This window comes from Providencia stuartii, assembly GCF_029277985.1.
GTDB lineage: Bacteria > Pseudomonadota > Gammaproteobacteria > Enterobacterales > Enterobacteriaceae > Providencia > Providencia zhejiangensis.
On sequence record NZ_CP119546.1, the window covers coordinates 3,379,665 to 3,401,751 of the forward strand.

The 22,087-nt window shown below is 42.3% G+C and carries 24 protein-coding genes; 20 read left to right on the forward strand and 4 right to left on the reverse strand.

Going from position 1 to position 22,087, the window contains the following annotated elements; translation table 11 throughout:
* Window positions 1–38: 38 nt before the first annotated feature.
* Complete coding sequence (locus tag P2E05_RS15075; protein ID WP_154622629.1) at window positions 39–434, reverse strand: metal resistance protein; 396 nt, start codon at window positions 432–434, stop codon at window positions 39–41.
* A gap of 483 nt (window positions 435–917) precedes the next feature.
* Here P2E05_RS15075 and P2E05_RS15080 point away from each other — a divergent pair, with 483 nt between their 5' ends.
* The 9 genes from P2E05_RS15080 to nadD all read left to right on the forward strand — a co-directional run bounded on the left by P2E05_RS15080 (window position 918) and on the right by nadD (window position 10,393).
* The gene (locus P2E05_RS15080) at window positions 918–1,811 is read left to right on the forward strand and encodes a glutamate/aspartate ABC transporter substrate-binding protein (protein ID WP_154622628.1); all 894 of its coding nucleotides are present in this window, start codon (window positions 918–920) and stop codon (window positions 1,809–1,811) included.
* A 114-nt stretch (window positions 1,812–1,925) separates the two neighbouring features.
* A complete protein-coding gene (locus P2E05_RS15085) occupies window positions 1,926–2,666 on the forward strand; it encodes an amino acid ABC transporter permease (protein WP_154622627.1) in 741 nt (246 codons plus the stop codon).
* Window position 2,667: 1 nt separating this feature from the next.
* Window positions 2,668–3,348 carry a glutamate/aspartate ABC transporter permease GltK gene (gene gltK / locus P2E05_RS15090; protein WP_154622626.1) on the forward strand — a complete coding sequence of 227 codons (681 nt, stop codon included), beginning with the start codon at window positions 2,668–2,670 and terminating at the stop codon, window positions 3,346–3,348.
* Window positions 3,345–4,070, forward strand: a complete 726-nt coding sequence (locus P2E05_RS15095) for an amino acid ABC transporter ATP-binding protein (protein WP_154622625.1) — start codon at window positions 3,345–3,347, stop codon at window positions 4,068–4,070. Before gltK ends, P2E05_RS15095 begins: the two co-directional genes overlap by 4 nt.
* Before the next feature lie 175 nt (window positions 4,071–4,245).
* Window positions 4,246–4,776 (forward strand): GNAT family N-acetyltransferase, encoded by a 531-nt coding sequence (locus P2E05_RS15100; RefSeq protein ID WP_154622624.1) that lies wholly within the window; start codon window positions 4,246–4,248, stop codon window positions 4,774–4,776.
* Window positions 4,777–5,578: 802 nt separating this feature from the next.
* Window positions 5,579–8,161 carry a leucine--tRNA ligase gene (leuS, locus tag P2E05_RS15105; RefSeq protein WP_163862804.1) on the forward strand — a complete coding sequence of 861 codons (2,583 nt, stop codon included), beginning with the start codon at window positions 5,579–5,581 and terminating at the stop codon, window positions 8,159–8,161.
* 12 nt (window positions 8,162–8,173) lie between these two features.
* Window positions 8,174–8,713, forward strand: coding sequence for an LPS assembly lipoprotein LptE (lptE, locus tag P2E05_RS15110; protein WP_163862806.1), 540 nt, complete (start codon window positions 8,174–8,176; stop codon window positions 8,711–8,713).
* Window positions 8,713–9,747, forward strand: a complete 1,035-nt coding sequence (gene holA, locus P2E05_RS15115; protein ID WP_154622622.1) for a DNA polymerase III subunit delta — start codon at window positions 8,713–8,715, stop codon at window positions 9,745–9,747. Before lptE ends, holA begins: the two co-directional genes overlap by 1 nt.
* Window positions 9,737–10,393, forward strand: coding sequence for a nicotinate-nucleotide adenylyltransferase (gene nadD / locus P2E05_RS15120; RefSeq protein WP_276122868.1), 657 nt, complete (start codon window positions 9,737–9,739; stop codon window positions 10,391–10,393). Before holA ends, nadD begins: the two co-directional genes overlap by 11 nt.
* On the opposite strand, the gene P2E05_RS21710 is transcribed toward nadD, so the two are convergent.
* Window positions 10,384–11,094, reverse strand: a complete 711-nt coding sequence (locus P2E05_RS21710; RefSeq protein WP_247046793.1) for a YbgA family protein — start codon at window positions 11,092–11,094, stop codon at window positions 10,384–10,386. The genes nadD and P2E05_RS21710 overlap by 10 nt on opposite strands.
* A gap of 356 nt (window positions 11,095–11,450) precedes the next feature.
* Here P2E05_RS21710 and rsfS point away from each other — a divergent pair, with 356 nt between their 5' ends.
* The 9 genes from rsfS (at window position 11,451) to lipA (ending at window position 20,040) form a co-directional block, all read left to right on the forward strand.
* Window positions 11,451–11,777, forward strand: coding sequence for a ribosome silencing factor (gene rsfS, locus P2E05_RS15130; RefSeq protein ID WP_163862811.1), 327 nt, complete (start codon window positions 11,451–11,453; stop codon window positions 11,775–11,777).
* 2 nt (window positions 11,778–11,779) lie between these two features.
* Window positions 11,780–12,250, forward strand: coding sequence for a 23S rRNA (pseudouridine(1915)-N(3))-methyltransferase RlmH (gene rlmH, locus P2E05_RS15135; RefSeq protein WP_154622618.1), 471 nt, complete (start codon window positions 11,780–11,782; stop codon window positions 12,248–12,250).
* Between the two features lie 32 nt (window positions 12,251–12,282).
* Complete coding sequence (gene mrdA, locus P2E05_RS15140; protein ID WP_154622617.1) at window positions 12,283–14,172, forward strand: peptidoglycan DD-transpeptidase MrdA; 1,890 nt, start codon at window positions 12,283–12,285, stop codon at window positions 14,170–14,172.
* 4 nt (window positions 14,173–14,176) lie between these two features.
* Entirely contained in the window at window positions 14,177–15,289 is a 1,113-nt protein-coding gene (gene mrdB, locus P2E05_RS15145) for a peptidoglycan glycosyltransferase MrdB (protein WP_276122869.1), read from the forward strand.
* A 13-nt stretch (window positions 15,290–15,302) separates the two neighbouring features.
* Window positions 15,303–16,283 carry an endolytic peptidoglycan transglycosylase RlpA gene (gene rlpA / locus P2E05_RS15150; protein ID WP_154622615.1) on the forward strand — a complete coding sequence of 327 codons (981 nt, stop codon included), beginning with the start codon at window positions 15,303–15,305 and terminating at the stop codon, window positions 16,281–16,283.
* A 194-nt stretch (window positions 16,284–16,477) separates the two neighbouring features.
* Window positions 16,478–17,689, forward strand: coding sequence for a D-alanyl-D-alanine carboxypeptidase DacA (gene dacA / locus P2E05_RS15155; RefSeq protein ID WP_154622614.1), 1,212 nt, complete (start codon window positions 16,478–16,480; stop codon window positions 17,687–17,689).
* A 96-nt stretch (window positions 17,690–17,785) separates the two neighbouring features.
* A complete protein-coding gene (gene ybeD / locus P2E05_RS15160) occupies window positions 17,786–18,049 on the forward strand; it encodes a DUF493 family protein YbeD (RefSeq protein ID WP_004917614.1) in 264 nt (87 codons plus the stop codon).
* 336 nt (window positions 18,050–18,385) lie between these two features.
* Window positions 18,386–18,949: a lipoyl(octanoyl) transferase LipB gene (gene lipB, locus P2E05_RS15165; RefSeq protein WP_375097500.1), complete on the forward strand. Its 564-nt coding sequence runs from the start codon at window positions 18,386–18,388 to the stop codon at window positions 18,947–18,949.
* Between the two features lie 125 nt (window positions 18,950–19,074).
* The gene (gene lipA / locus P2E05_RS15170) at window positions 19,075–20,040 is read left to right on the forward strand and encodes a lipoyl synthase (protein WP_276122870.1); all 966 of its coding nucleotides are present in this window, start codon (window positions 19,075–19,077) and stop codon (window positions 20,038–20,040) included.
* Between the two features lie 213 nt (window positions 20,041–20,253).
* Here the strand turns inward: lipA and cspE are convergent, their stop codons facing one another.
* Both cspE and P2E05_RS15180 read right to left on the reverse strand, forming a co-directional pair.
* Window positions 20,254–20,463: a transcription antiterminator/RNA stability regulator CspE gene (cspE, locus tag P2E05_RS15175; protein WP_014657708.1), complete on the reverse strand. Its 210-nt coding sequence runs from the start codon at window positions 20,461–20,463 to the stop codon at window positions 20,254–20,256.
* 219 nt (window positions 20,464–20,682) lie between these two features.
* Window positions 20,683–21,141 carry a methylated-DNA--[protein]-cysteine S-methyltransferase gene (locus tag P2E05_RS15180; RefSeq protein WP_154622611.1) on the reverse strand — a complete coding sequence of 153 codons (459 nt, stop codon included), beginning with the start codon at window positions 21,139–21,141 and terminating at the stop codon, window positions 20,683–20,685.
* Between the two features lie 290 nt (window positions 21,142–21,431).
* Between P2E05_RS15180 and nrdH the strand changes: the two genes are divergently transcribed.
* Both nrdH and nrdI read left to right on the forward strand, forming a co-directional pair.
* The gene (nrdH, locus tag P2E05_RS15185) at window positions 21,432–21,659 is read left to right on the forward strand and encodes a glutaredoxin-like protein NrdH (RefSeq protein ID WP_154622610.1); all 228 of its coding nucleotides are present in this window, start codon (window positions 21,432–21,434) and stop codon (window positions 21,657–21,659) included.
* Between the two features lie 9 nt (window positions 21,660–21,668).
* A complete protein-coding gene (nrdI, locus tag P2E05_RS15190) occupies window positions 21,669–22,082 on the forward strand; it encodes a class Ib ribonucleoside-diphosphate reductase assembly flavoprotein NrdI (RefSeq protein ID WP_154622609.1) in 414 nt (137 codons plus the stop codon).
* The last annotated feature ends 5 nt before the right edge of the window (window positions 22,083–22,087 follow it).

The following is a 22,087-nucleotide window of genomic DNA, read 5'->3' on the forward strand; positions in this document are numbered from 1 at the left end:
AGAATAAAAAACACCAACATGCCGAACGCAATGGTGTTCTAATCTCGAAGATTACAATATTGTAGATGAAGTCTAACTTTAGGTGGTGGGTGCTTATCTTCACGATTTGTTCGACGTGAGAATAGATTAGAGCAAAAAAGACTTAATGCAGCGATTGATAGAAATAAAAAGAAAAAGGGTTCAATAACCGCTGGCGTTAATGTTAATAGGGATTTTGCACTCAACTCACAGGTAGACAGGTGAGAGCCTTTATCGTCTATTTGTGGGGTTTGGAAAATAGCTGACGGTGCATTCTGTTGCAGCTGTATAACAGGGGATTGAGGCGAAAAATGGGCGAAAAGACGCTCTCCGAGGGCTCTTTGGTTCATACAAAGTAAAACCATCAGACAGGCGAGTAATACTAATCCTTTGCCTAATTTAAGTTGCCTGTTCATGCGTGTCTCTATCTATTCGTCCTGAAATGCACACTGTTAAATACAGATTAGTTAATCCACTATTAAAATTTAACCAATTTACTAAAGGTTACATCTTACACAGCAAACGTCCTTACACAAGTAACATAATCTAACTTTACAAATCCTCGTCAGATTTATCCATTTTCTCTAAAAACTGGTACGTAAAATGCATTATAACTTTACGACATCGAAAAATAAGCTTGTTTTTCACTCTAATGGTGCATAACTCGCTTTTTTAGCGCATTTTTCCCAGCAATAGTGCAACAAATTAGGAACTGCCCAAATAATATGCGAGACAGCTCCCGATTTTGAAACAATTCGTTTTCATTATTTAACATTTTTATTTAGTTTTTAACAATAATAAAACATACAGCCGATGATCGCGACTCCAATTGAATCAACGAGACATCAGCAAGCACAACAAACAAGACAGATACCCGATCTCAGAAAGGAGCTGTAACTATGCGTATGAGCAAGATTGTATTATCTATGATGGTGTTAGGTGCGACCTGTGCCGTTCAAGCCGAAGAATTGACCGGTACACTAAAAAAAATTAACGACAATGGTGTCATTGTTGTCGGGCACCGTGAATCATCAGTGCCATTCTCTTATTACGATAACAGCCAAAAGGTGGTTGGTTATTCTCAAGACTATTCCAACGAGATTGTTAACGCGGTCAAAAAGAAACTTAATAAACCTAATCTTGAAGTTAAACTCATTCCAATCACATCACAGAACCGCATTCCTCTATTACAAAACGGTACCTATGACTTTGAATGTGGCTCAACTACCAATAATTTAGAAAGACAAAAACAAGCCGCTTTCTCAAATACTATTTTCATTGTAGGGACTCGCCTACTGACTAAAAATGACTCCGGAGTCAAAGATTTTGCGGATCTCGCGGGTAAAAACGTTGTCGTCACTTCAGGTACAACGTCTGAAATTTTACTCAATAAACTTAACGACGAAAAAAATATGAAGATGCGCATCATCAGTGCAAAAGACCACGGTGACTCTTTCCGTACACTGGAGTCTGGCCGTGCCGCTGCCTTTATGATGGATGACGCATTACTAGCAGGTGAGCGTGCGAAGGCGAAAAAACCCGATATCTGGGAAATTGTAGGTAAACCACAGTCTGAAGAAGCGTACGGTTGTATGCTGCGCAAAGATGACCCTCAATTCAAAGCACTGGTCGATGAAACTATCGCAAAAGTACAAACAGATGGTACCGCTGAGAAGTCATTTAACCAGTGGTTCAATCAACCTATTCCACCAAAAAATCTTAACTTAAAATTCACGTTATCGGATGAAATGAAAACACTATTCAAATCACCTAATGACAAAGCTCTAAACTAAATAAAAAAGACAAACAGGGTGTTACTGAAGTGAGATTTGCAAGGCGGTCGTTCCCCGCCTTGCACTTTCTTACCAGTAGTAGGGTCAATCTAATTGCCCACAGGAAGTAGAATTATGTCAATTGATTGGAATTGGGGGATTTTCCTACAGGAAGCCCCATTTGGGAATACCACCTATTTAGGTTGGTTATTATCTGGCTTAGAAGTTACCGTCGCACTTTCCATCTGTGCTTGGATCATCGCATTTCTCGTCGGTTCATTTTTTGGCATCTTACGGACTGTTCCAAATCGCTTTCTCGCGATGACGGGAACTGTTTACGTTGAGCTATTTCGCAATGTGCCTTTGATTGTACAGTTTTTCACTTGGTATTTAGTGATCCCAGAGCTGTTACCTCAATCTATTGGTGATTGGTTTAAAATGGATTTAGATCCTAACTATCAATTTTTTATCTCTTCTACGCTGTGTCTTGGTTTATTTACTGCTGCTCGTATGACTGAACAAGTCAGAGCCGCTATCCAATCATTGCCAAGAGGACAAAAAAACGCCGGCCTCGCGATGGGACTGACTTTGCCACAAACTTATCGCTATGTGCTGTTACCCAACGCATACCGAGTTATTCTGCCACCCATGACGTCTGAAATGCTTAACCTAGTCAAAAACTCGGCCATTGCTTCAACTATCGGCCTAGTTGATATGGCGGCACAGGCAGGTAAATTGCTGGATTACTCTGCGCATGCTTGGGAGTCATTCACCGCGATCACCCTCGCCTACGTTGGCATCAATATCGTCATTATGGTGTTAATGACCTTGCTCGAACGTAAAGTTCGCTTACCTGGCACATTAGGAGGGCGATAATATGTTCTATGAATTTGATTGGAGCTCCATCGTACCAAGCTGGCCATTCTTACTCGATGGCTTAATTATCACAGCGAAAATCACCATTACAGCGATTGTGGTAGGGATACTGTGGGGAACCGTTCTTGCCGTAATGCGACTTTCGACATTCAAACCAATTAGCTGGTTTGCGGCACTGTACGTGAACACCTTCCGCTCTATTCCATTAGTCATGGTGTTATTGTGGTTCTATTTAATTGTGCCTAACTTAGTCCAAAATGTTCTAGGCATATCGCCAAAAAGTGATATCCGTTTAATTTCAGCAATGGTAGCCTTCTCGCTTTTTGAAGCAGCCTATTACTCTGAAATTATTCGAGCAGGTATCCAAAGTATTTCACGAGGCCAAGCTTCTGCGGCATTGGCTCTCGGTATGACGAATATGCAAACCATGAGGCTAGTCATACTACCTCAAGCCTTCAAAGCTATGATCCCACTGTTATTAACACAAGGCATTGTGCTATTTCAGGATTCATCATTAGTCTATGTGCTGAGCTTAACGGATTTCTTCCGTACCGCCACCAATATTGGCGAACGCGACGGTACACAGGTAGAAATGATATTGTTTGCAGGCTTGGTGTACTTTATTATCAGTTTCGGCGCTTCAATGCTGGTGAATTATCTTAAGAAAAGGACTGTTTCATGATTACCCTGAAAAATATATCCAAATGGTATGGCCAATTTCAGGTACTTACTGACTGTACAACTGAAGTCAAAAAAGGTGAAGTTGTCGTGGTCTGTGGGCCATCTGGTTCTGGTAAATCCACATTAATAAAAACGGTGAATGGCCTTGAGCCTGTTCAACAGGGTGAAATTTTTGTAAATGGTATCCAAGTCAATGATAAAAAAACTGATTTGGCAAAACTACGTTCTAAAGTGGGTATGGTCTTCCAACATTTCGAGCTATTCCCTCACCTATCTATTATCGAAAATTTAACACTTGCCCAAGTTAAAGTGCTAAATAGAAGTAAAAAAGAGGCTGAAGCGAAAGGGTTGAAATTGTTAGAGCGTGTTGGGTTGGCAAACCATGCTAATAAATTTCCATCCCAGCTTTCCGGTGGTCAGCAACAACGTGTGGCGATCGCTCGTGCTCTATGTATGGACCCTGTAGCGATGCTATTTGATGAACCGACATCAGCACTTGACCCTGAAATGATCAATGAAGTGCTTGATGTTATGGTCGAATTAGCCAACGAGGGTATGACCATGATGGTCGTTACCCACGAAATGGGTTTCGCTAAGAAAGTCGCTAACCGTGTGATTTTTATGGATGAAGGTAAAATTGTCGAAGACAGTAAAAAAGAAGACTTTTTTGCTAATCCAAAATCAGAAAGAGCGAAAGATTTCCTCGCGAAAATACTGCATTAGTGGTGACTAATTCCTATTCCAAGCCATAGGGAGAGACTGTCTCTCTATGGCTTCCTCCCTGCACGACACGCTTATCCCTTTCTATTTTTGTTTATCCAAAGATTGTTGTCCCCTAATACATACTGATATAGATTAGAAATCCAATTAATATCAATTTAATAATCTAAGAACCATAATGAAAAATATTCAGCAAATAACAATTACCCCTTTGCAAGATGATGCTGTTCTAGATATTTCGGGCTGTCATTTTACTGTGATGATAACCGATGAGTTACTCCATCCCTATGAGGATATCAACAGGAAAAAAGCAATTAAGCCCTACCTAAAGGATTATCATTTTTCTCCTGAGCAATGGTTGAATGAACAAGAGAGTTTAAGTGCTTTATATGTTGCTAAATTGGGTGATAAAACTATTGGCTATGCCTGTGCAAGTCTTTGTTGGAATGGCATGGCACAACTTGATGAATTGGCTATCGATGAGCCATATAGAGGTAAAGGTATCGCCAAACAATTACTCGAAAAAATTGAAGCTTGGGCAATCGATAATGGCTTAACCCATATCAGATTAGAATCTCAATCCACCAATACCACCGCCGCTAAATTCTACTACAAGCACGGTTTTCGCATTCATGGTTATGATAAGTCACTCTATTTGTGTACGGAAAATGCGCATGAAGTCGCATTATTTTGGTATAAGACATTATAAACATTAACGCACCACGTTTACTTTTATAAATAAGTTGCCCCACCTTTCGGATGGCGATATTCCATCCCTCAAAACGATGCCAAATCAAAAAGAGAGACGCCTTCAGTGCAAGTCACGCTTACGCCTTATTCTTGTGGGCTTGCGCGTCGTTGATGGAAAGTATCAATTTCGCAAATTGAATAAAAAAATGGGCGGTTTGCTTTGTGTTAACCGCGTATTCCGTTCGTTTATCTTTTTCTTCTAAAATAGTGATGCCTCCCTACATCTTCAGCAAGCAGGCAGTGACATCTTTTTGCTCTGTTGTATCTATCTGTCAAAGCAACCTTAAATTTCACTGTACCACAATAGTATTGGGCGTAGATTTCAATCATCACTCTCTCCCTAATAGCATATGCAAAAACGCAATCAATAGATTAAGGTCGTTAAACAGATTGAATAGGTTTTCTTCATTGATTTGATTTATTGATGCTTTATTTGGTTTCTAGAGCATCTTTGCACTTTAGCACTAATAAAATAGAGTGAATAAATACGCCACCCTAGATATTGTGCAATATTTGCTAATTTTTTGCGTTTTTTTGCGTAAAACACTACCAATCTTACTGTTTTTTGGTTAAGTTTGATGCTCATCGGAATAAAATATTCTGACTCCGCCCCCCAAAAACAATATCCAGCTTCCCCCACCGGTTCAGCTAATCAACTATTGTTGTTTTAGGGTATGATCCGCTATGCTATGCGGATCTAAATTATAGAAAGACATTAACGCTACTGAGTAGCATTTATTCACCATAGGATTATCGGTGCCATGCAAGAACAATATCGTCCAGAAGATATAGAGCCTAAAGTACAGCGTCACTGGGATGAAAAAGCCACATTTAAAGTGACAGAAGACAACAGCAAAGAGAAGTACTACTGCCTGTCCATGCTACCTTACCCTTCTGGTCGACTACACATGGGCCATGTGCGTAACTACACTATGGGTGATGTTATCTCCCGTTATCAACGCCTTTTAGGTAAAAACGTCTTACAACCTATTGGTTGGGATGCTTTTGGTTTACCCGCAGAAGGCGCGGCTGTAAAAAACAATACAGCTCCTGCACCATGGACCTATGCCAATATCGATTACATGAAAGGCCAGTTGAAAATGCTGGGGTTTGGCTATGATTGGGATCGTGAAGTTACCACTTGTACGCCTGAATACTATCGTTGGGAACAGTGGTTTTTTACTAAGCTGTATGAAAAAGGCTTAGTTTATAAAAAAACCTCCGCAGTAAACTGGTGTCCGCACGATTTAACTGTTCTCGCGAACGAACAGGTTATTGATGGCTGCTGCTGGCGCTGTGATACGCCCGTAGAGCGCAAAGAAATCCCTCAGTGGTTTATCAAAATCACCGATTACGCTGAAGAATTGTTGAACGATCTCGATAAACTCGATGATTGGCCTGAACAAGTCAAAACAATGCAACGTAACTGGATTGGCCGTTCTGAAGGGGTTGAAATCACCTTTAATGTTGCCGACCGTGATGACAAACTAACCGTATACACAACTCGTCCAGATACCTTTATGGGCGCCACCTATGTTGCCGTTGCGGCAGGTCACCCATTAGCCCAAGAAGCCGCAGCAAACAATGCAGAATTAGCTCACTTTATCGATGAATGCCGCAACACCAAAACAGCAGAAGCTGATATGGCAACCATGGATAAAAAAGGTATGGCAACGGGCCTGTATGTTATCCATCCGCTAACTCAAGAGAAATTGCCAATTTGGGTGGCTAACTTTGTATTGATGGAATACGGCACAGGCGCAGTGATGGCAGTACCAGCTCATGACCAACGTGACTGGGAATTTGCACATAAATATCACCTACCACTTAAAGCCGTTATTGCTGACGCAGAAGGCAATGAGCCAGATATCTCCCAAGAGGCGATGACTGAAAAGTATGCGTTGATCAACTCAGGTGAATTTAGCGGTCTCGACAATACAGCAGGGTTCAACGCGATTGCCGATAAGTTAGTGGCTATCGGTGCTGGCCAACGAAAAGTGAACTATCGCCTACGTGACTGGGGCGTTTCCCGTCAACGTTATTGGGGAGCCCCCATTCCGATGGCGACATTAGAAGATGGCACGGTTGTACCTGTTCCTGAAGACCAACTGCCGGTTATTCTACCTGAAGATGTTGAAATGAATGGTATCACCAGCCCAATCAAAGCAGATCCTGAGTGGGCAAAAACAACCATCAACGGTCAACCAGCGCTACGTGAAACAGATACATTTGATACCTTTATGGAATCATCTTGGTACTATGCACGCTATACCTGCCCACAATTTGACGAAGGCATGTTGGATCCGGCAGCAGCAAACTATTGGTTGCCAGTAGACCAATACATTGGCGGCATTGAACACGCGATCATGCATCTGATGTATTTCCGTTTCTTCCATAAATTGATGCGCGATGCAGGTCTAGTCAACTCTGATGAACCGGCAAAACGCTTACTATGCCAAGGCATGGTACTGGCAGATGCATTCTACTATATCGGCAATGATGGTCAGCGCGTCTGGGTTTCACCTACCGATGCGATTGTTGAACGCGATGATAAAGGTCGTATCACCAAAGCGGTTGATAACGAAGGACATGAGCTGGTTTACACTGGCATGAGCAAAATGTCTAAGTCGAAAAATAACGGTATCGATCCACAATTGATGGTCGAAAAATATGGCGCAGATACCGTCCGACTGTTTATGATGTTTGCAGCACCACCAGAGTTAACCCTTGAATGGCAAGAATCTAGCGTCGAAGGTGCAAACCGTTTCGTCCGTCGTGTTTGGCGTCTCGTTCACGAACATTCACAAAAAGGGGCCACTCAACCGCTGAATATTGATTCATTAACGACTGAGCAGAAAGACTTACGCCGTGATTTACATAAAACGATTGCCAAAGTCACCGATGACTTTGATCGTCGTTATGCCTTTAATACGGCAATCGCTGCCATCATGGAGTTCATGAACAAACTGGTTCGTGCACCACAAGAAACAGAGCAAGACCGTGCATTAATTCAAGAAGCTCTGGAAGCCATTACCTTGATGTTGTCGCCAATCATTCCACATGCTTGCTTTGAAATGTGGCAAGCACTGGGTCACAAAGAGGATATCGATTTTGCTCGCTGGCCTATTGCTGACGAAAACGCCATGGTTGATGATACCAAGCTGGTCGTGATCCAAGTTAATGGTAAAGTTCGTGGACGTATCACCGTGCCTGCGGATGCCGAACAAGATTTTGTTTTAGATATGGCGAAAAATGAGTATAGCGTCTCGAAATATCTCGAAGGCGTGACTATCCGTAAAGTAATTTATGTACCAGGTAAATTACTCAACTTGGTTGTTGGCTGATAAGGAGGCCAGGTGCGCTATCTGATAACTTTATTGCTGAGCCTGTCGGTGCTAGTCACCGCTGGCTGTGGTTTTCGTCTTCAAGGAACAACACAGATCCCTGACGAGCTGAAAACATTACAGTTAAGTTCGAATGCACCTTATAGCTCTCTAACCAGAGCCGTTAGGGAGCAACTCAGGCTGAATAATGTCAAGCTAGTGGAAAACGGCAGCGCTGATATCCCGATTTTAAAAATTACGGGATCGTCAGAAAAAACGGAAACCGTCTCGATTTATCAGGATGGTAAAGCCGCTGAGAAGCAATTAACTTTCGTTCTCAATGCGCAAGTTATGATGCCAAATGGCTCAGTTTATCCATTACAAACCCAAGTTGAGCGTACCTTCTTTGATAACCCATTAGAAGCTCTTGCAAAAGATGCTGAAAATGAACTGGTTAAACAAGAAATGCGTGAACAAGCTGCACGTATGTTAGTACGTAAGCTGTTAATCGTTCATACCGCAGAACTTGAGAAGGCTAACGCTAAAACGACAGTCCCTGTTGTTGAGCCATAATGATCCGTATCTATCCTGAACAGCTGGCCTCTCAGTTACAAGATTCACTGAAAGGCCGCTATTTAATCTGGGGCAATGAGCCCCTATTAATTCAAGAGAGCCAAGATGCGATTCGAAAAACAGCCCAAAGTCAGGGGTTCGAAGAACATTTTACTTTCTCACTTGAGCCACAGACTGATTGGGATGAAATTTTTAGCCTCTGTCAGGCTCTCAGTTTATTCGCCAGCCGCCAATCGTTAACCTTAATTTTGCCTGAAAACGGGCCTAATGCTGCCATGGCTGAAAAGCTGACTCAGCTAGCTCAGTTACTCCATCCTGATATTCTGTTATTGCTGCGTGGACAAAAACTCACGAAAGCTCAAGAGAATAGCGCTTGGTTTAAAGCTATAAGCAATGAAGGTGTCTATGTCAGTTGCCTAACCCCTGAATACCAACGATTGCCGCAATGGGTAGCTAAGCGCGCCAATACTATGCACCTAACCTTAGAAACAGAAGCGAACCAACTGCTTTGCTACTGTTATGAGGGGAATTTACTGGCATTAGCTCAAGCCCTAGAGCGGCTATCATTACTTTATCCCGACGGTAAGTTAACACTGCCACGCGTCGAAACAGCGGTCAATGACGCAGCTCATTTTACGCCTTATCATTGGGTCGATGCACTATTAGCGGGTAAATCGCGCCGTGCTTGGCATATCTTAGAGCAGTTACAACGCGAAGATACCGAGGCTGTGATTTTACTGCGTGCAATCCAGCGTGAACTAATGCTTTTACTGACTTTAAAGCGCCAGTCAGCGACAGCATCATTAAAATCCTTATTTGACCAACACAAAGTTTGGCAAAACCGCCGCCCATTACTGACGGCAGCATTACAGCGGCTGAGTTTACATCAATTACAATCGGCTCTTCTTTTGCTAACCCAAGCAGAACTACATGCTAAACAAGACTTTAGTCACTCGGTGTGGCCAGATTTACAATCCTTGTCTATGTTAATATGTACCAAAGCCTTACCAGAGAGTTTTATACATGACCTTTAAGCACAAAGGCCTTCAAGCGTTATTTGGTGGGACATTTGATCCAATACATTACGGCCATCTACGCCCCGTTGAAGCACTGGCAAAACAGGTGGGCTTGCAAAAAGTGATCTTACTTCCCAACCATGTTCCCCCTCATCGACCACAACCAGAAGCGAGTCCAGCTCAAAGGTTAGAAATGGTGCGCTTAGCGATACAAGATCAGCCACTTTTTACCATTGATACGCGGGAACTTGAGCGTAATAGCCCATCCTATACCATAGAAACCTTAACCGCATTGCGTAAAGAAATGGGCCAAGAGCAACCATTAGCCTTTATTATTGGACAAGATTCACTCTTATCGATTAATACATGGCATGGTTGGGAACAACTGTTGGATAATTGTCATTTATTAGTTTGTTCACGTCCGGGTTATGCCGCAAATTTTAGCGAACCACAAATGCAAGCATGGCTCAACAAACACAAGACAGACGATACCAATAAACTAAGCCAAACACCAAATGGATATATTTTTCTTGGTGATACTCCATTAGTGGATATTTCAGCGACAGAAATCCGTAATAATCTAAATAATGGCAATGTAAATGAAAACCTTATTCCCGCTGCGGTGATGGCTTATATAAAACAACAGCACCTCTATCAAAATTGATGTAATGCTCTGACTTTTTCACATCCAGAGTAAGGGGATAAATAAAATTGCTCACTGAGATAGCTATCAGGATACTGAGTGAGCAATTGTAAAATCATCGATAACGGATTATTGATCGACAAATAGCCTTCTTGGTAATCGTTAATTAGCCATCTTAAACGTGTTTTTTCGTCCTTGGTCGCTTTATATTTAAAATAGCCTTGTATATGCGAAATGGCATTCACCTGTCGTTTCCGTGTGGGGGTCGTGGCTAAAATGCTGAGTAATTGCGTTCGATACTGGCGATAAAAACCCGTTAATTCACTCCCTTTTGGTATGCTAGCAACCAATTTTCCTGTCGTTTGATAGCCTTTGGGCGAATATGCCATTAACAAATATTTATACCTGCTATGAAAACGAATCACTTGATGATGAGTCAAATGACCGCTTAATTGAGCTAGACGATGTCCCGTATGCAACTGGATCAGGAAACGATCAAGATGCTCAGGGCATTGCCATTCAACGGTCGTTAATATAGGCGTATTTTCAGGAAAGTGCTCAAGTAGCTGCGCGCGAACGGCCTCACTGCAAATCACCCCGTGATATTTAAGCGGCATATCCAAAAGCTCACCCACGGGCAGTAAATTCATATGCTCGGTGGTTAGTTGAATAATATCCTCTGTGGGATAATCGATATCGCCAAACAAAACTACATCAAACATAATCATTTCCCATCTATTTTTATTTCGCTAAATTAAAACAAACCTTGCTGATTATTACCTGTATGGCTTTGTAAAGTTTGTACAAATCTCTTGCCCTAAGCGCTGGTTATTCATATAAATCACACTCGATAAGGAATATAAAATAATTTAGCCGATTTTTCTGAAAATCTAGGGTAAAATGTTCAAACCTTAACAGGTATATTACAAACAGTGTTTAACGTCGTTATATCCGCCATGCGTCAAGTTGTATCTGTATTGGCAACGCTAAGCTATTCGTTTCATTCAAATGGCTTTGCTTGACCACCAAAACACAACTGATTAGGTTATGTCGTGGCTGAGTATAATTAGAATAAAAGGTGAACCTTTTGCAAGGAACTGAACTCCAACAATTTATTATTAATCAGCTTGACGATGCAAAAGCTGAAGATATTATCTCGATCGATGTGCATGGGAAATCGAGTATCACTGACCAAATGATCATCTGCACTGGCACATCTAGCCGTCATTTAATGTCTGTTGCGGATCGATTAATTGAAGCTTGCCGTAAAAATGGTTTACAGCCTTTAGGCGTTGAAGGTCAAGGGATTTCTGATTGGATTGTCGTTGATCTGGGTGAAGCGATTGTTCATATCATGCAAGATGAAAGCCGTCGTATGTATGAACTTGAAAAACTCTGGAGCTGAGTTTGAAATTACAACTCATCGCTGTAGGAACAAAAATGCCGGACTGGGTTCAGACCGGCTTTATGGATTATCTTCATCGTTTTCCTAAAGATATGCCGTTCGAGCTAATTGAGATTCCAGCGGGAAAACGAGGAAAAAACGCAGATATTAAACGTATTCTCGAAAAAGAAGGTGAGCTAATGCTGGCCGCTGTCGGCAAAGGTAATCGGATTATCACATTGGATATACCGGGTGAGAAATGGGATACTCCCAAGCTCGCTAACCAACTTGAAAATTGGAAACAAGATGGACGCAACGTTAGCCTGCTGATCGGCGGCCCGGAAGGACTTGCGCCTGCTTGTAAAGAAGCTGCCATGCAAAGTTGGTCATTATCTCCACTGACACTCCCCCACCCTCTAGTGAGAGTGCTTGTTGCAGAAAGTCTGTATCGTGCGTGGAGTATTACGACTAACCACCCATATCATCGGGAGTAGTCAGTTTTTAATATGTTCAATATGGCAGTGGGATGAAAAATCAACGCACCCCTTTTCGCGACCATACAGCTGAATCAATGTTATTTATTCGCCGAGCATTAATTGCCTTTGGCGTCATAGTGCTATTAACAGCTGTTCTTGTCACTAACCTTTATCATATACAAGTTGTTCGCCATGAAGATTATCAAACAAGATCGAATGATAATCGGATCAAACTCGTTCCCATTGCCCCTAGTCGCGGTATTATTTATGACCGCAACGGAACTCAACTCGCTTTAAACAGTACTTTTTATCAACTGGAAATCGTGCCTGAAAAAGTGTCTGATCTCCAAGAGACACTCGATAAACTACGTGATGTCATCGGTCTAACCGATGAAGATATCGCCAACTTTGAAAAAGAGCGAAAACGTTCTCGTCGCTTCACTTCTATCCCTCTCAAAACCCAGCTCAATGAAGTGCAAGTCGCACGTTTTGCCGTCAATCAATATAGGTTCCCTGGCCTTGAGGTTAAGAGCTATCAACGTCGTTCCTACCCTTATGGTTCTGCATTAACCCATGTCATTGGTTATGTGGCTAAAATTAACGATAAAGATGTTGAGCGCCTTGATAAAGACGGAAAACTTGCTAATTATGCCGCCAGTCATGATATCGGTAAATTAGGTATCGAACGCTACTATGAAGATGTGTTGCATGGAAAAACGGGCTATGAAGAGGTTGAAGTTAATAGCCGTGGCCGAGTGATTCGCCAATTACATGAGCAACCCCCTCAAGCAGGCCGCGATATCTATTTGACTATCGATCTTGAACTGCAAATTTATATTGAGAAATTACTAACAACCAGTCGTGCTGCCGTTGTTGTCACAGACCCTCGCAATGGTGAAATATTAGCGTTAGTTTCTAACCCAAGTTATGACTCGAATTTATTTGTTAATGGTATCTCAAATAAAGATTATCAGGCACTACTCAATAACCCCGATAGGCCACTGATCAACCGAACAACACAAGGGCTGTATCCACCCGCTTCAACGGTGAAGCCATTTATTTCTGTTGCGGCCCTCAGTGAAAAGGTGATCACACCTTCCACAACCATTTTCGACCCAGGTTGGTGGCAGCTCCCCGGTTCCGAAAAACGCTACCGTGATTGGAAACGGTGGGGGCACGGTAAATTAAATGTGGTTAAATCAATCATTGAATCTGCGGATACGTTCTTCTACCAAGTCGCCTACGATATGGGGATTGATAGGCTATCCGACTGGATGAGTAGGTTTGGTTTTGGTGATTATACGGGGATCGACCTTGCCGAAGAGAGGGCGGGGATTATGCCAACCCGCGAATGGAAGCAAAAACGTTATAAGAAACCTTGGTATCAAGGGGATACTATTCCAGTTGGTATTGGACAAGGTTACTGGACGGCGACCCCAATTCAAATGTCTAAAGCGCTCATGACACTTATCAATGATGGGCAAGTTAAAACGCCACATCTGCTATATGGCACAAAACTAGGCAATGCGATGGTGCCTTATGAAGATAAAGAGACGAAGCAGATTGGCGATATTCACTCAGGCTATTGGGAGTTAGCCAAACAAGGTATGTACGGTGTGGCCAATGCACCAAACGGAACGGGTAGACGTAGTTTTATTGGCACTCCTTACAAAGCAGCAGCTAAATCAGGTACGGCTCAGGTCTTTAGTTACGAAACCTATAATGCGAGCAAATTAGCCGAGCATTTACGTGACCATAAATTAATGATTGCTTATGCTCCTTATGATAAACCGACCGTTGCTGTCGCCATTATTTTAGAAAATGGTGGAGCAGGCCCTGCTGTCGGCGATATCGTTAGGCAGATATTTGACCATGTTCTATTAGGCGACAATAAAACCCAAGTCAACAGCGTATCAACAGGCTCTGAGGAAGACCGTTAACACTATGACTGACGATAAGAAAAAATTATCACTTGCTGCACGTCTACATATTGATGTGCCTATGCTATTAATCATTTTGCTATTGCTTGCCTACAGTGCGTTTATTATGTGGAGCGCTAGTGGTCAAGATCCCGAAATGATGGAAAGAAAACTGGGGCAAATTACCTCAGGGTTTATCGTCATGCTCATCATGGCTCAAATTCCCCCTCGAATGTATGAGAACTTAGCGCCTCATTTATATATTTTTTGTGTCATTTTGCTTATTTTTGTCGATGTTTTTGGTCAGATCAGTAAAGGCGCTCAACGCTGGCTTGATCTTGGTATTATACGTTTTCAACCCTCTGAAATTGCAAAAATTGCGGTGCCATTGATGGTGGCTCGCTTTATGAACCGAGATCTCTGCCCACCCTCGTTAAAAAATACGATGATCGCGCTGATACTCATTTTTCTACCTACACTGTTAGTCGCAGCGCAACCCGATTTGGGAACCTCCATCTTAGTCGCGGCATCGGGCATTTTTGTACTCTTTTTAGCGGGTATGAGTTGGCGATTAATTACCATCGCCGTTACCGCCCTTGCCGCGTTTATCCCATTATTATGGTTTTTCTTAATGCACGATTATCAAAGAACGCGTGTGATGATGCTACTCGACCCAGAAAGCGACCCCTTAGGGGCCGGCTATCATATCATCCAATCAAAAATTGCCATTGGCTCCGGTGGTTTGATGGGAAAAGGTTGGCTGCACGGAACCCAGTCACAACTGGAGTTTTTACCTGAGCGTCACACTGACTTTATTTTTGCTGTATTATCGGAAGAACTTGGCTTAATTGGTGTTTTAGTATTACTCGGTCTCTATCTGTTGTTAATCATGCGAGGCCTTTATATTGCAGCCAGCGCCCAAAACACTTTCGGCCGTGTTATGGCAGGTGGTCTGATGCTGATCCTCTTTGTTTATGTCTTTGTTAATATCGGCATGGTCAGTGGGATATTACCGGTTGTCGGTGTCCCCCTTCCCCTTGTCAGTTATGGTGGCTCAGCACTCATTGTTTTAATGGCCGGATTCGGTATTATCATGTCTATTCACACACACAGAAAATTTCTGTCAAAGAGTTTATAAAAAGAGGCTTAGTATGCGTTTTCAATGGATTATGCTTGGCATTACCGCTGCATTACTTAGTGGTTGTGTCACGGAAGAAAACATTAAGCAGCCTAGTAACGTACCGGCTGTTCCTGTTCAAGACGTGCTTGGCGCTGAGCCTCATTATGAACCGTTTCATCCAACAGCCAACAGTGATTATCAACGTAATGGCCAGCAATACCAAATTGTCCGAGATATGTCGCAATTCTCGCAATTGGGTTATGCCTCTATCTTTGGCTCAGAATCAACCGGTAATATGACCGCCATTGGTGAGCGAGTGAATCCGCTTGAGCTTACGGCCGCGCATCCCACTTTGCCAATCCCAAGTTATGTACGCATCACTAATATGATGAATGGCCGCATGATGGTCGTTCGTGTTAATGATCGTGGCCCTTATACACAAGGTAAAAGCATTGCGGTATCACGAGCAGTCGCTGATCGCCTTAATTTAATGCCAACTACGCGGATCAAAATTGACGCAATTCAAGTGGCACAAGATGGCTCACTATCCGGTCCGGGCACTGTTGGCTCCAACTTTGTTAAGCAAAGTTATGCCCTACCGGGTCGCCCTCAATTAGGCTCAGGTCCTATGGGTACACCTGTGATGGAAAACTTACCCACACCAGAAAACGTCTTACCCGTAAAACAACCCACAGCACCGATGGAGCCCGTTGTTCCTGAGAGTAGCCTCAAGTCACCAGAGCCAGAAGAGCCAGCAGCAGCACCTGTTGCAGCGCCAGCAGTCCCTGAAAAAGGCTATCTCGTGCAGGTTGGTGCAATCGGCAATCAAAACAACGCTAAAACAATGCTAGAGGGTTTAAAAAATCAGTTTGGAGTGCCAGGTCGCTTACAGCCTTACAACAATATTTATCGTGTTCAATTAGGGCCATTTGCCGATAGGCAACAAGCAGTTGATTTACAAGGGCGAATTCAATCTGAGTTAAATCAGACGTCGATGGTTATCGCTCCATAATCAATATAAACTCTGAATAATTCAAGGCGCGGCGTGATGATGAACAAACCATTGCCATCAATAACGCTGCAACTTGAAGTATGACGAGTATAAAATTTATGTAAAACATCGGTGCATAGCATTAATCATTGATGACACTTTTGCTACACTGCGCCTCCTTGTGTTAACCGAATTCCGGATGTAACAATACAAACATGAAAAATTTTGCCCCATCATGCACCGTTCGCCATACCTTACTGGGTGCTGCACTGCTATTTACGATGACGAATCTTGCACAAGCTAATGAGCCATTTCCGAATAGCCCGATCCCTGCTGTGCCTGATATTGATGCCGAAGCTTATATTCTGATTGATTACAATTCAGGTAAAGTGCTTGCTGAAAAAAATGCCGATCAACGCCGTGATCCTGCCAGTTTGACTAAGATGATGACCAGTTATGTTATTGGTCAAGCGATCAAGTCAGGAAAAATTGGTGCAGAAGATATCGTCACTGTTAATGAAGATGCTTGGGCTACAGGTAACCCAATATTTAAAGGGTCGTCGTTGATGTTCTTGAAACCCGGCGATCGTGTTAGCGTTTCTCAATTAACTCGTGGTATTAACTTACAGTCAGGTAACGATGCGTGTGTTGCAATGGCCGATTATGTGGCTGGCGATCAGGCGAATTTCGTTCAATTGATGAATGGCTACGTGAGTAAGCTTGGGTTACAAAATACGCATTTTAAAACCGTTCATGGATTAGATGCCGAAGGTCAATATAGCTCAGCTCGTGATATGGCTTTGATTGGTCAGGCGTTAATCCGTGATGTTCCGGATGAATATGCTATCTACAAAGAGAAAGAATTCACTTTTAATAACATTCGCCAAACCAACCGTAATGGACTGTTATGGGATAAAAGTTTGACGGTGGATGGAATTAAAACAGGCCACACGAATGCCGCGGGTTATAACCTTGTTGCTTCTGCAACTGAAGGTGAAATGCGCTTAATCTCTGCCGTCATGGGCGGTAAAAGCATGAAAGGCCGTGATGCCGAAAGCAAAAAATTGCTCACCTATGGTTTCCGCTTTTATGAAACAGTCAAACCATTACAAGCAGGCGTCGAGTTTGCGTCTGAACCCGTTTGGTTTGGCGATGAAAATAACGTCAAACTTGGTGTTACTGAGGACTTATTTTTAACCATCCCTCGTGGACGTTTGAAAGATCTGAAAGCAAGCTATGATATTTCAACACCTGAGTTGGAAGCTCCGCTGAAGAAAGGGCAAGCGGTTGGTACCATTAATTTCCAACTTGATGGTAAAACGATTGAGCAACGACCTTTAGTGGTACTTAAAGATGTCGAAGAAGGTGGCTTTTTCAGTCGTTTGATTGACTACATCAAATTACTCTTCCATCGTTGGTTTGGTTAACCCTTGAATCAGATAAACACCATCCCCATATAAGGTATATCTGACGTTTGAGGGATGTTTTTCCCTCAAACACTATTATTGTTATTAGGAGCGCACATGAAAACGAAATTAAACGAACTACTTGAGTTCCCATGCTCTTTCACTTACAAAGTGATGGGTTTAGCGGAACCTGAGCTGGTTGATCAGGTCGTTGAAGTGGTTCAGCGCCATGCTCCGGGCGACTATTCTCCAGAAGTGAAGCCAAGTAGCAAAGGCAATTACCACTCAGTTTCGATTACCATTAATGCAACGCATATTGAACAAATCGAAAAATTATATGAAGAGCTCGGTGCATTAGAACGCGTACGCATGGTTCTGTAATTTACCTTGTATCTTATAAAAAAACCGAGTCGCAATAGCCACTCGGTTTTTTGCTATTATCTGCTATTGACATTATTTGTAGATCGTTATCAGACAAAGTCTACAGGAATAACCTCTCTTTTTAGCTCGTTTAAAACGCTAATTTATGCTTCACCTTGTAAAAAACAACAAACAGCCGCCACTGTAACATTTTAATAACATGACAGAACTGGCGATAACCCGCGACCAGCGTTATACTACTCGCACATTTCTAATGTGGATGTTAAAACATTGTCAGCACGAACTATTATTGTACGTCAATTAGGGCTTGCCCCTTATCAAAGCGTTTCTGATGCGATGCACCAGTTCACTGAAAACCGCGACAAAGACACTCCAGATGAGCTATGGCTTGTCGAGCACCCGCGTGTCTTTACTCAAGGCCAAGCCGGTAAAGCAGAGCATGTTCTCGCGCCGGGTGATATTCCCGTCATCCAAAGTGATAGAGGGGGTCAAGTGACCTATCATGGACCGGGGCAACAGGTTATGTATGTCATGCTTGACCTTAAGCGTAACAAATTAGGCGTACGCGATTTGGTGACCGCACTCGAAAATACAGTCGTCAAGACGCTCGCTCATTATCACATCGACGCTTACCCGCGCCCTGATGCACCGGGAGTCTATGTCAATAGTGATAAAATCTGTTCTTTAGGATTACGTATACGAAAAGGCTGCTCTTTCCATGGACTCGCACTGAACATCAATATGGATCTTGAGCCTTTTAATCGCATTAACCCCTGTGGCTACGCTCAATTGAAAATGACCCAAGTACGTGATTTCATACCTAATGTGACATTACAAGATGTTCAACCCGTGCTAATTGAACAGTTCTGTGACACACTGGGATTTCATATTGTTCAATAATGATGCTATAATTTTTTAACATTTTTAAAAAAAATTTTAATGGATAAGTAACGGCTCCCATACTTTACATTTCTAATAATCGACTTATCCAATGACTCAAAAAGATAACTGGAACCGGTATAATTATGAGTAAACCAATTCAGATAGAACGCGGAATTAAATATCGTGACGCCGATAAAATGGCGCTGATCCCTGTCAAAAACGTTGTCACTGAGCGTGAAGAAATTCTACGTAAACCTGATTGGATGAAAATTAGGTTGCCAGCCGATTCTACTCGCATTCAAGGGATCAAAGCGGCCATTCGCAAAAATGGTCTTCACTCCGTTTGTGAAGAGGCATCCTGCCCTAACCTATCTGAATGCTTTAACCACGGCACTGCAACTTTTATGATCCTTGGTGCAATCTGCACACGCCGTTGCCCATTCTGCGATGTTGCTCATGGTCGCCCGAATGCACCAGATGCTAATGAACCCGTTAAATTAGCCCAAACGATCAAAGATATGGGGTTACGTTATGTCGTCATCACCTCCGTTGACCGTGATGATTTACGTGATGGCGGTGCTCAGCATTTTGCTGATTGCATTAGCGCTATCCGTGAAAAAAACCCATCAATAAAAATTGAAACATTGGTTCCCGATTTTAGAGGAAGAATGGACCGTGCATTAGACATTCTCACGGCCACACCACCCGATGTTTTTAACCATAATCTTGAAAACGTACCACGTATCTATCGCCAAGTTCGCCCGGGTGCTAACTATGAATGGTCTTTAAAGTTACTTGAAAGATTTAAAGAAGCACACCCCGACATTCCAACTAAATCAGGCTTGATGGTTGGATTAGGTGAAACTAACGACGAGATTATTGAAGTGATGCGTGACCTGCGTCGCCATGGAGTCACCATGTTGACACTCGGTCAGTATTTACAGCCAAGCCGTCATCACCTCCCCGTTAAACGTTATGTCAGCCCTGCTGAATTTGATGAAATGAAAGAAGAGGCACTGGCGATGGGCTTTACACACGCAGCCTGTGGCCCATTTGTACGCTCTTCTTATCACGCCGATCTACAAGCAAAAGGCGAAGAGGTTAAATAATCGCAAAACGTGTCATCATCTCTCTAAGGCCTCGATTTTCGAGGCTTTTCATTTTATATCTAACCATCAATGCTTGAATCTGTCGCCAGCCTCATTAACACATCCCTGAGACAGATGAATAGCTATAAACAATCCATAAACCCCATGCAAAATAAAACTCGCTCCAGTTAAACTGGAGCGAGTTTAGAGGCTGTTCGTTTCTATTTGTTGAAATTACAGAGAGACAACGTTTACAGCAGATGGGCCTTTAGCGCCTTCAGTGATTTCAAATTCAACTTTCTGACCTTCTGCTAGGGTTTTGAAACCTTCGCTCGCAATAGCAGAAAAGTGAACAAACACATCTTTGCTGCCATCTTCTGGAGTGATAAAACCGAAACCTTTAGACTCGTTGAACCACTTAACGTTACCTTTAACTTTAGACATCAAATTATTACCTTTAAAATAGAAATAGACACACCATCAGTGTCAAGCTCAGTACAACAGATATACAACTTACTTGTCTACAACCTAGATCACGAAAATTGACAAAAAGCATAAAAAAATATTATTTATCAGGATAAATTTCTAATTTAGCATGAATTATTCTTTATAATAGCAATTAATCCGAATAATAATATTACTGTTAGCCGACTATTTAGCATATTACTTTTCATGCTCTAATAACCAGCCTTTAATGTCTAAACCACCAGTATAACCGACTAGCTTGCCATCATGTCCTAACACACGATGGCAAGGAACAATCAAAGAAATTGGATTACGTGAATTCGCCATACCGACTGCTCGGCAATAGTTCACCGACCCCAATTTCAGTGCGAGGTCTTTATAGCTCCAGCGTTCCCCAAAAGGAATACTACAGAGATGACCCCATACTTTTTTTTGAAATTCAGTTCCTTGTGGATTTAATTTTACGGTGAACACTTTCCGCTTGTGGTTAAAATATTCTTCAAGTTCTTTTGCACATAATTGAGAATGTTCATTCTTGTGCTCAGGATGACTCTTTTGTTCAACAAAATAGATACTTGTCACCCCTTCATCATCTGCCGTAATTTGTACCCAAGGCTTAGGAAATTTTTCCGGTGTCGCCAAATATTGATGATACATAATATCCCCTTAAGAGAATGCCATTATCTGATCGTATATACAGTTATAAACTGTATTATTTCTACTTGGCAATGATATTTTTTCTTAGTCTTGATAACAGAACTATTCAAAACCTCAAAATTTAATTCCTCAACATAAATAATCACCTAGCCAATAATTAGAATAATTATCATTCAATATTGCCAATCCACTATATATTGTGTGGTTGAAAAAAATTAGATCTATATATAGTCTTTAAATACTAATCATCACACTACTGATAGTCTTCAATACACTTAAAGGTACTCAATATGGCTGTTATTACAATTTATAGTAAACCCGACTGCGTGCAATGTAATGCGACTTACCAAGCCTTAGACCGTAAAAGTATTCCGTATCAAGTGGTCGATCTCACTCAAGATGATGAAGCCTTACAGTTTGTTCGCCAGTTAGGTTATCAACAAGTTCCTGTTGTCGTGGCAGATCAAGAACATTGGTCTGGTTTTCGTCCTGACATAATCAGCCGCCTTTCAGCTTAGGAGAGGGTTATGCAAACGGAATCACTGATCTACTTTTCGAGCCACTCAGGTAATTGCCATCGCTTTGTCGAAAAAGTTGGCCTTCCAGCAACCCGCTTACCTATCGGTGGACAGCAATGCGACATTATTGCGACGACACCATTTGTGCTCTTGCTACCGACTTATGGTGGTGGCGGAAGCCGCGGAGCGGTACCAAAAGAAGTGATCCGTTTTCTTAATATTGAATCAAATCGGCAGCTCATTCGAGGAGTTATCGCGGCGGGTAATACGAATTTTGGCGAGGCCTATGCCATTGCTGGCGATATCATCGCGAGCAAGTGCCAAGTCCCCTATTTGTATCGATTTGAATTATTAGGCACGGAGCGCGATGTACAACGTGTCCGTGATGGACTAAACGCTTTTTGGCAACAAAAACATCATTAGAGCAA

Excerpts from the sequence above, each read along its gene's own strand:
- P2E05_RS15180 (WP_154622611.1), bottom strand. The coding sequence starts at position 21,141 with ATGTATCATCAATATTTGGCGACACCGGAAAAATTTCCTAAGCCTTGG.
- lipA (WP_276122870.1), top strand. The coding sequence starts at position 19,075 with ATGAGTAAACCAATTCAGATAGAACGCGGAATTAAATATCGTGACGCC.
- nrdH (WP_154622610.1), top strand. The coding sequence starts at position 21,432 with ATGGCTGTTATTACAATTTATAGTAAACCCGACTGCGTGCAATGTAAT.
- mrdB (WP_276122869.1), top strand. The coding sequence starts at position 14,177 with ATGACTGACGATAAGAAAAAATTATCACTTGCTGCACGTCTACATATT.
- ybeD (WP_004917614.1), top strand. The coding sequence starts at position 17,786 with ATGAAAACGAAATTAAACGAACTACTTGAGTTCCCATGCTCTTTCACT.
- P2E05_RS21710 (WP_247046793.1), bottom strand. The coding sequence starts at position 11,094 with ATGTTTGATGTAGTTTTGTTTGGCGATATCGATTATCCCACAGAGGAT.
- P2E05_RS15095 (WP_154622625.1), top strand. The coding sequence starts at position 3,345 with ATGATTACCCTGAAAAATATATCCAAATGGTATGGCCAATTTCAGGTA.
- mrdA (WP_154622617.1), top strand. The coding sequence starts at position 12,283 with ATGAAAAATCAACGCACCCCTTTTCGCGACCATACAGCTGAATCAATG.
- nadD (WP_276122868.1), top strand. The coding sequence starts at position 9,737 with ATGACCTTTAAGCACAAAGGCCTTCAAGCGTTATTTGGTGGGACATTT.
- lipB (WP_375097500.1), top strand. The coding sequence starts at position 18,386 with ATGCACCAGTTCACTGAAAACCGCGACAAAGACACTCCAGATGAGCTA.
- P2E05_RS15075 (WP_154622629.1), bottom strand. The coding sequence starts at position 434 with ATGAACAGGCAACTTAAATTAGGCAAAGGATTAGTATTACTCGCCTGT.
- holA (WP_154622622.1), top strand. The coding sequence starts at position 8,713 with ATGATCCGTATCTATCCTGAACAGCTGGCCTCTCAGTTACAAGATTCA.
- gltK (WP_154622626.1), top strand. The coding sequence starts at position 2,668 with ATGTTCTATGAATTTGATTGGAGCTCCATCGTACCAAGCTGGCCATTC.
- cspE (WP_014657708.1), bottom strand. The coding sequence starts at position 20,463 with ATGTCTAAAGTTAAAGGTAACGTTAAGTGGTTCAACGAGTCTAAAGGT.
- leuS (WP_163862804.1), top strand. The coding sequence starts at position 5,579 with ATGCAAGAACAATATCGTCCAGAAGATATAGAGCCTAAAGTACAGCGT.
- P2E05_RS15100 (WP_154622624.1), top strand. The coding sequence starts at position 4,246 with ATGAAAAATATTCAGCAAATAACAATTACCCCTTTGCAAGATGATGCT.
- dacA (WP_154622614.1), top strand. The coding sequence starts at position 16,478 with ATGAAAAATTTTGCCCCATCATGCACCGTTCGCCATACCTTACTGGGT.
- nrdI (WP_154622609.1), top strand. The coding sequence starts at position 21,669 with ATGCAAACGGAATCACTGATCTACTTTTCGAGCCACTCAGGTAATTGC.
- rlpA (WP_154622615.1), top strand. The coding sequence starts at position 15,303 with ATGCGTTTTCAATGGATTATGCTTGGCATTACCGCTGCATTACTTAGT.
- P2E05_RS15085 (WP_154622627.1), top strand. The coding sequence starts at position 1,926 with ATGTCAATTGATTGGAATTGGGGGATTTTCCTACAGGAAGCCCCATTT.
- P2E05_RS15080 (WP_154622628.1), top strand. The coding sequence starts at position 918 with ATGCGTATGAGCAAGATTGTATTATCTATGATGGTGTTAGGTGCGACC.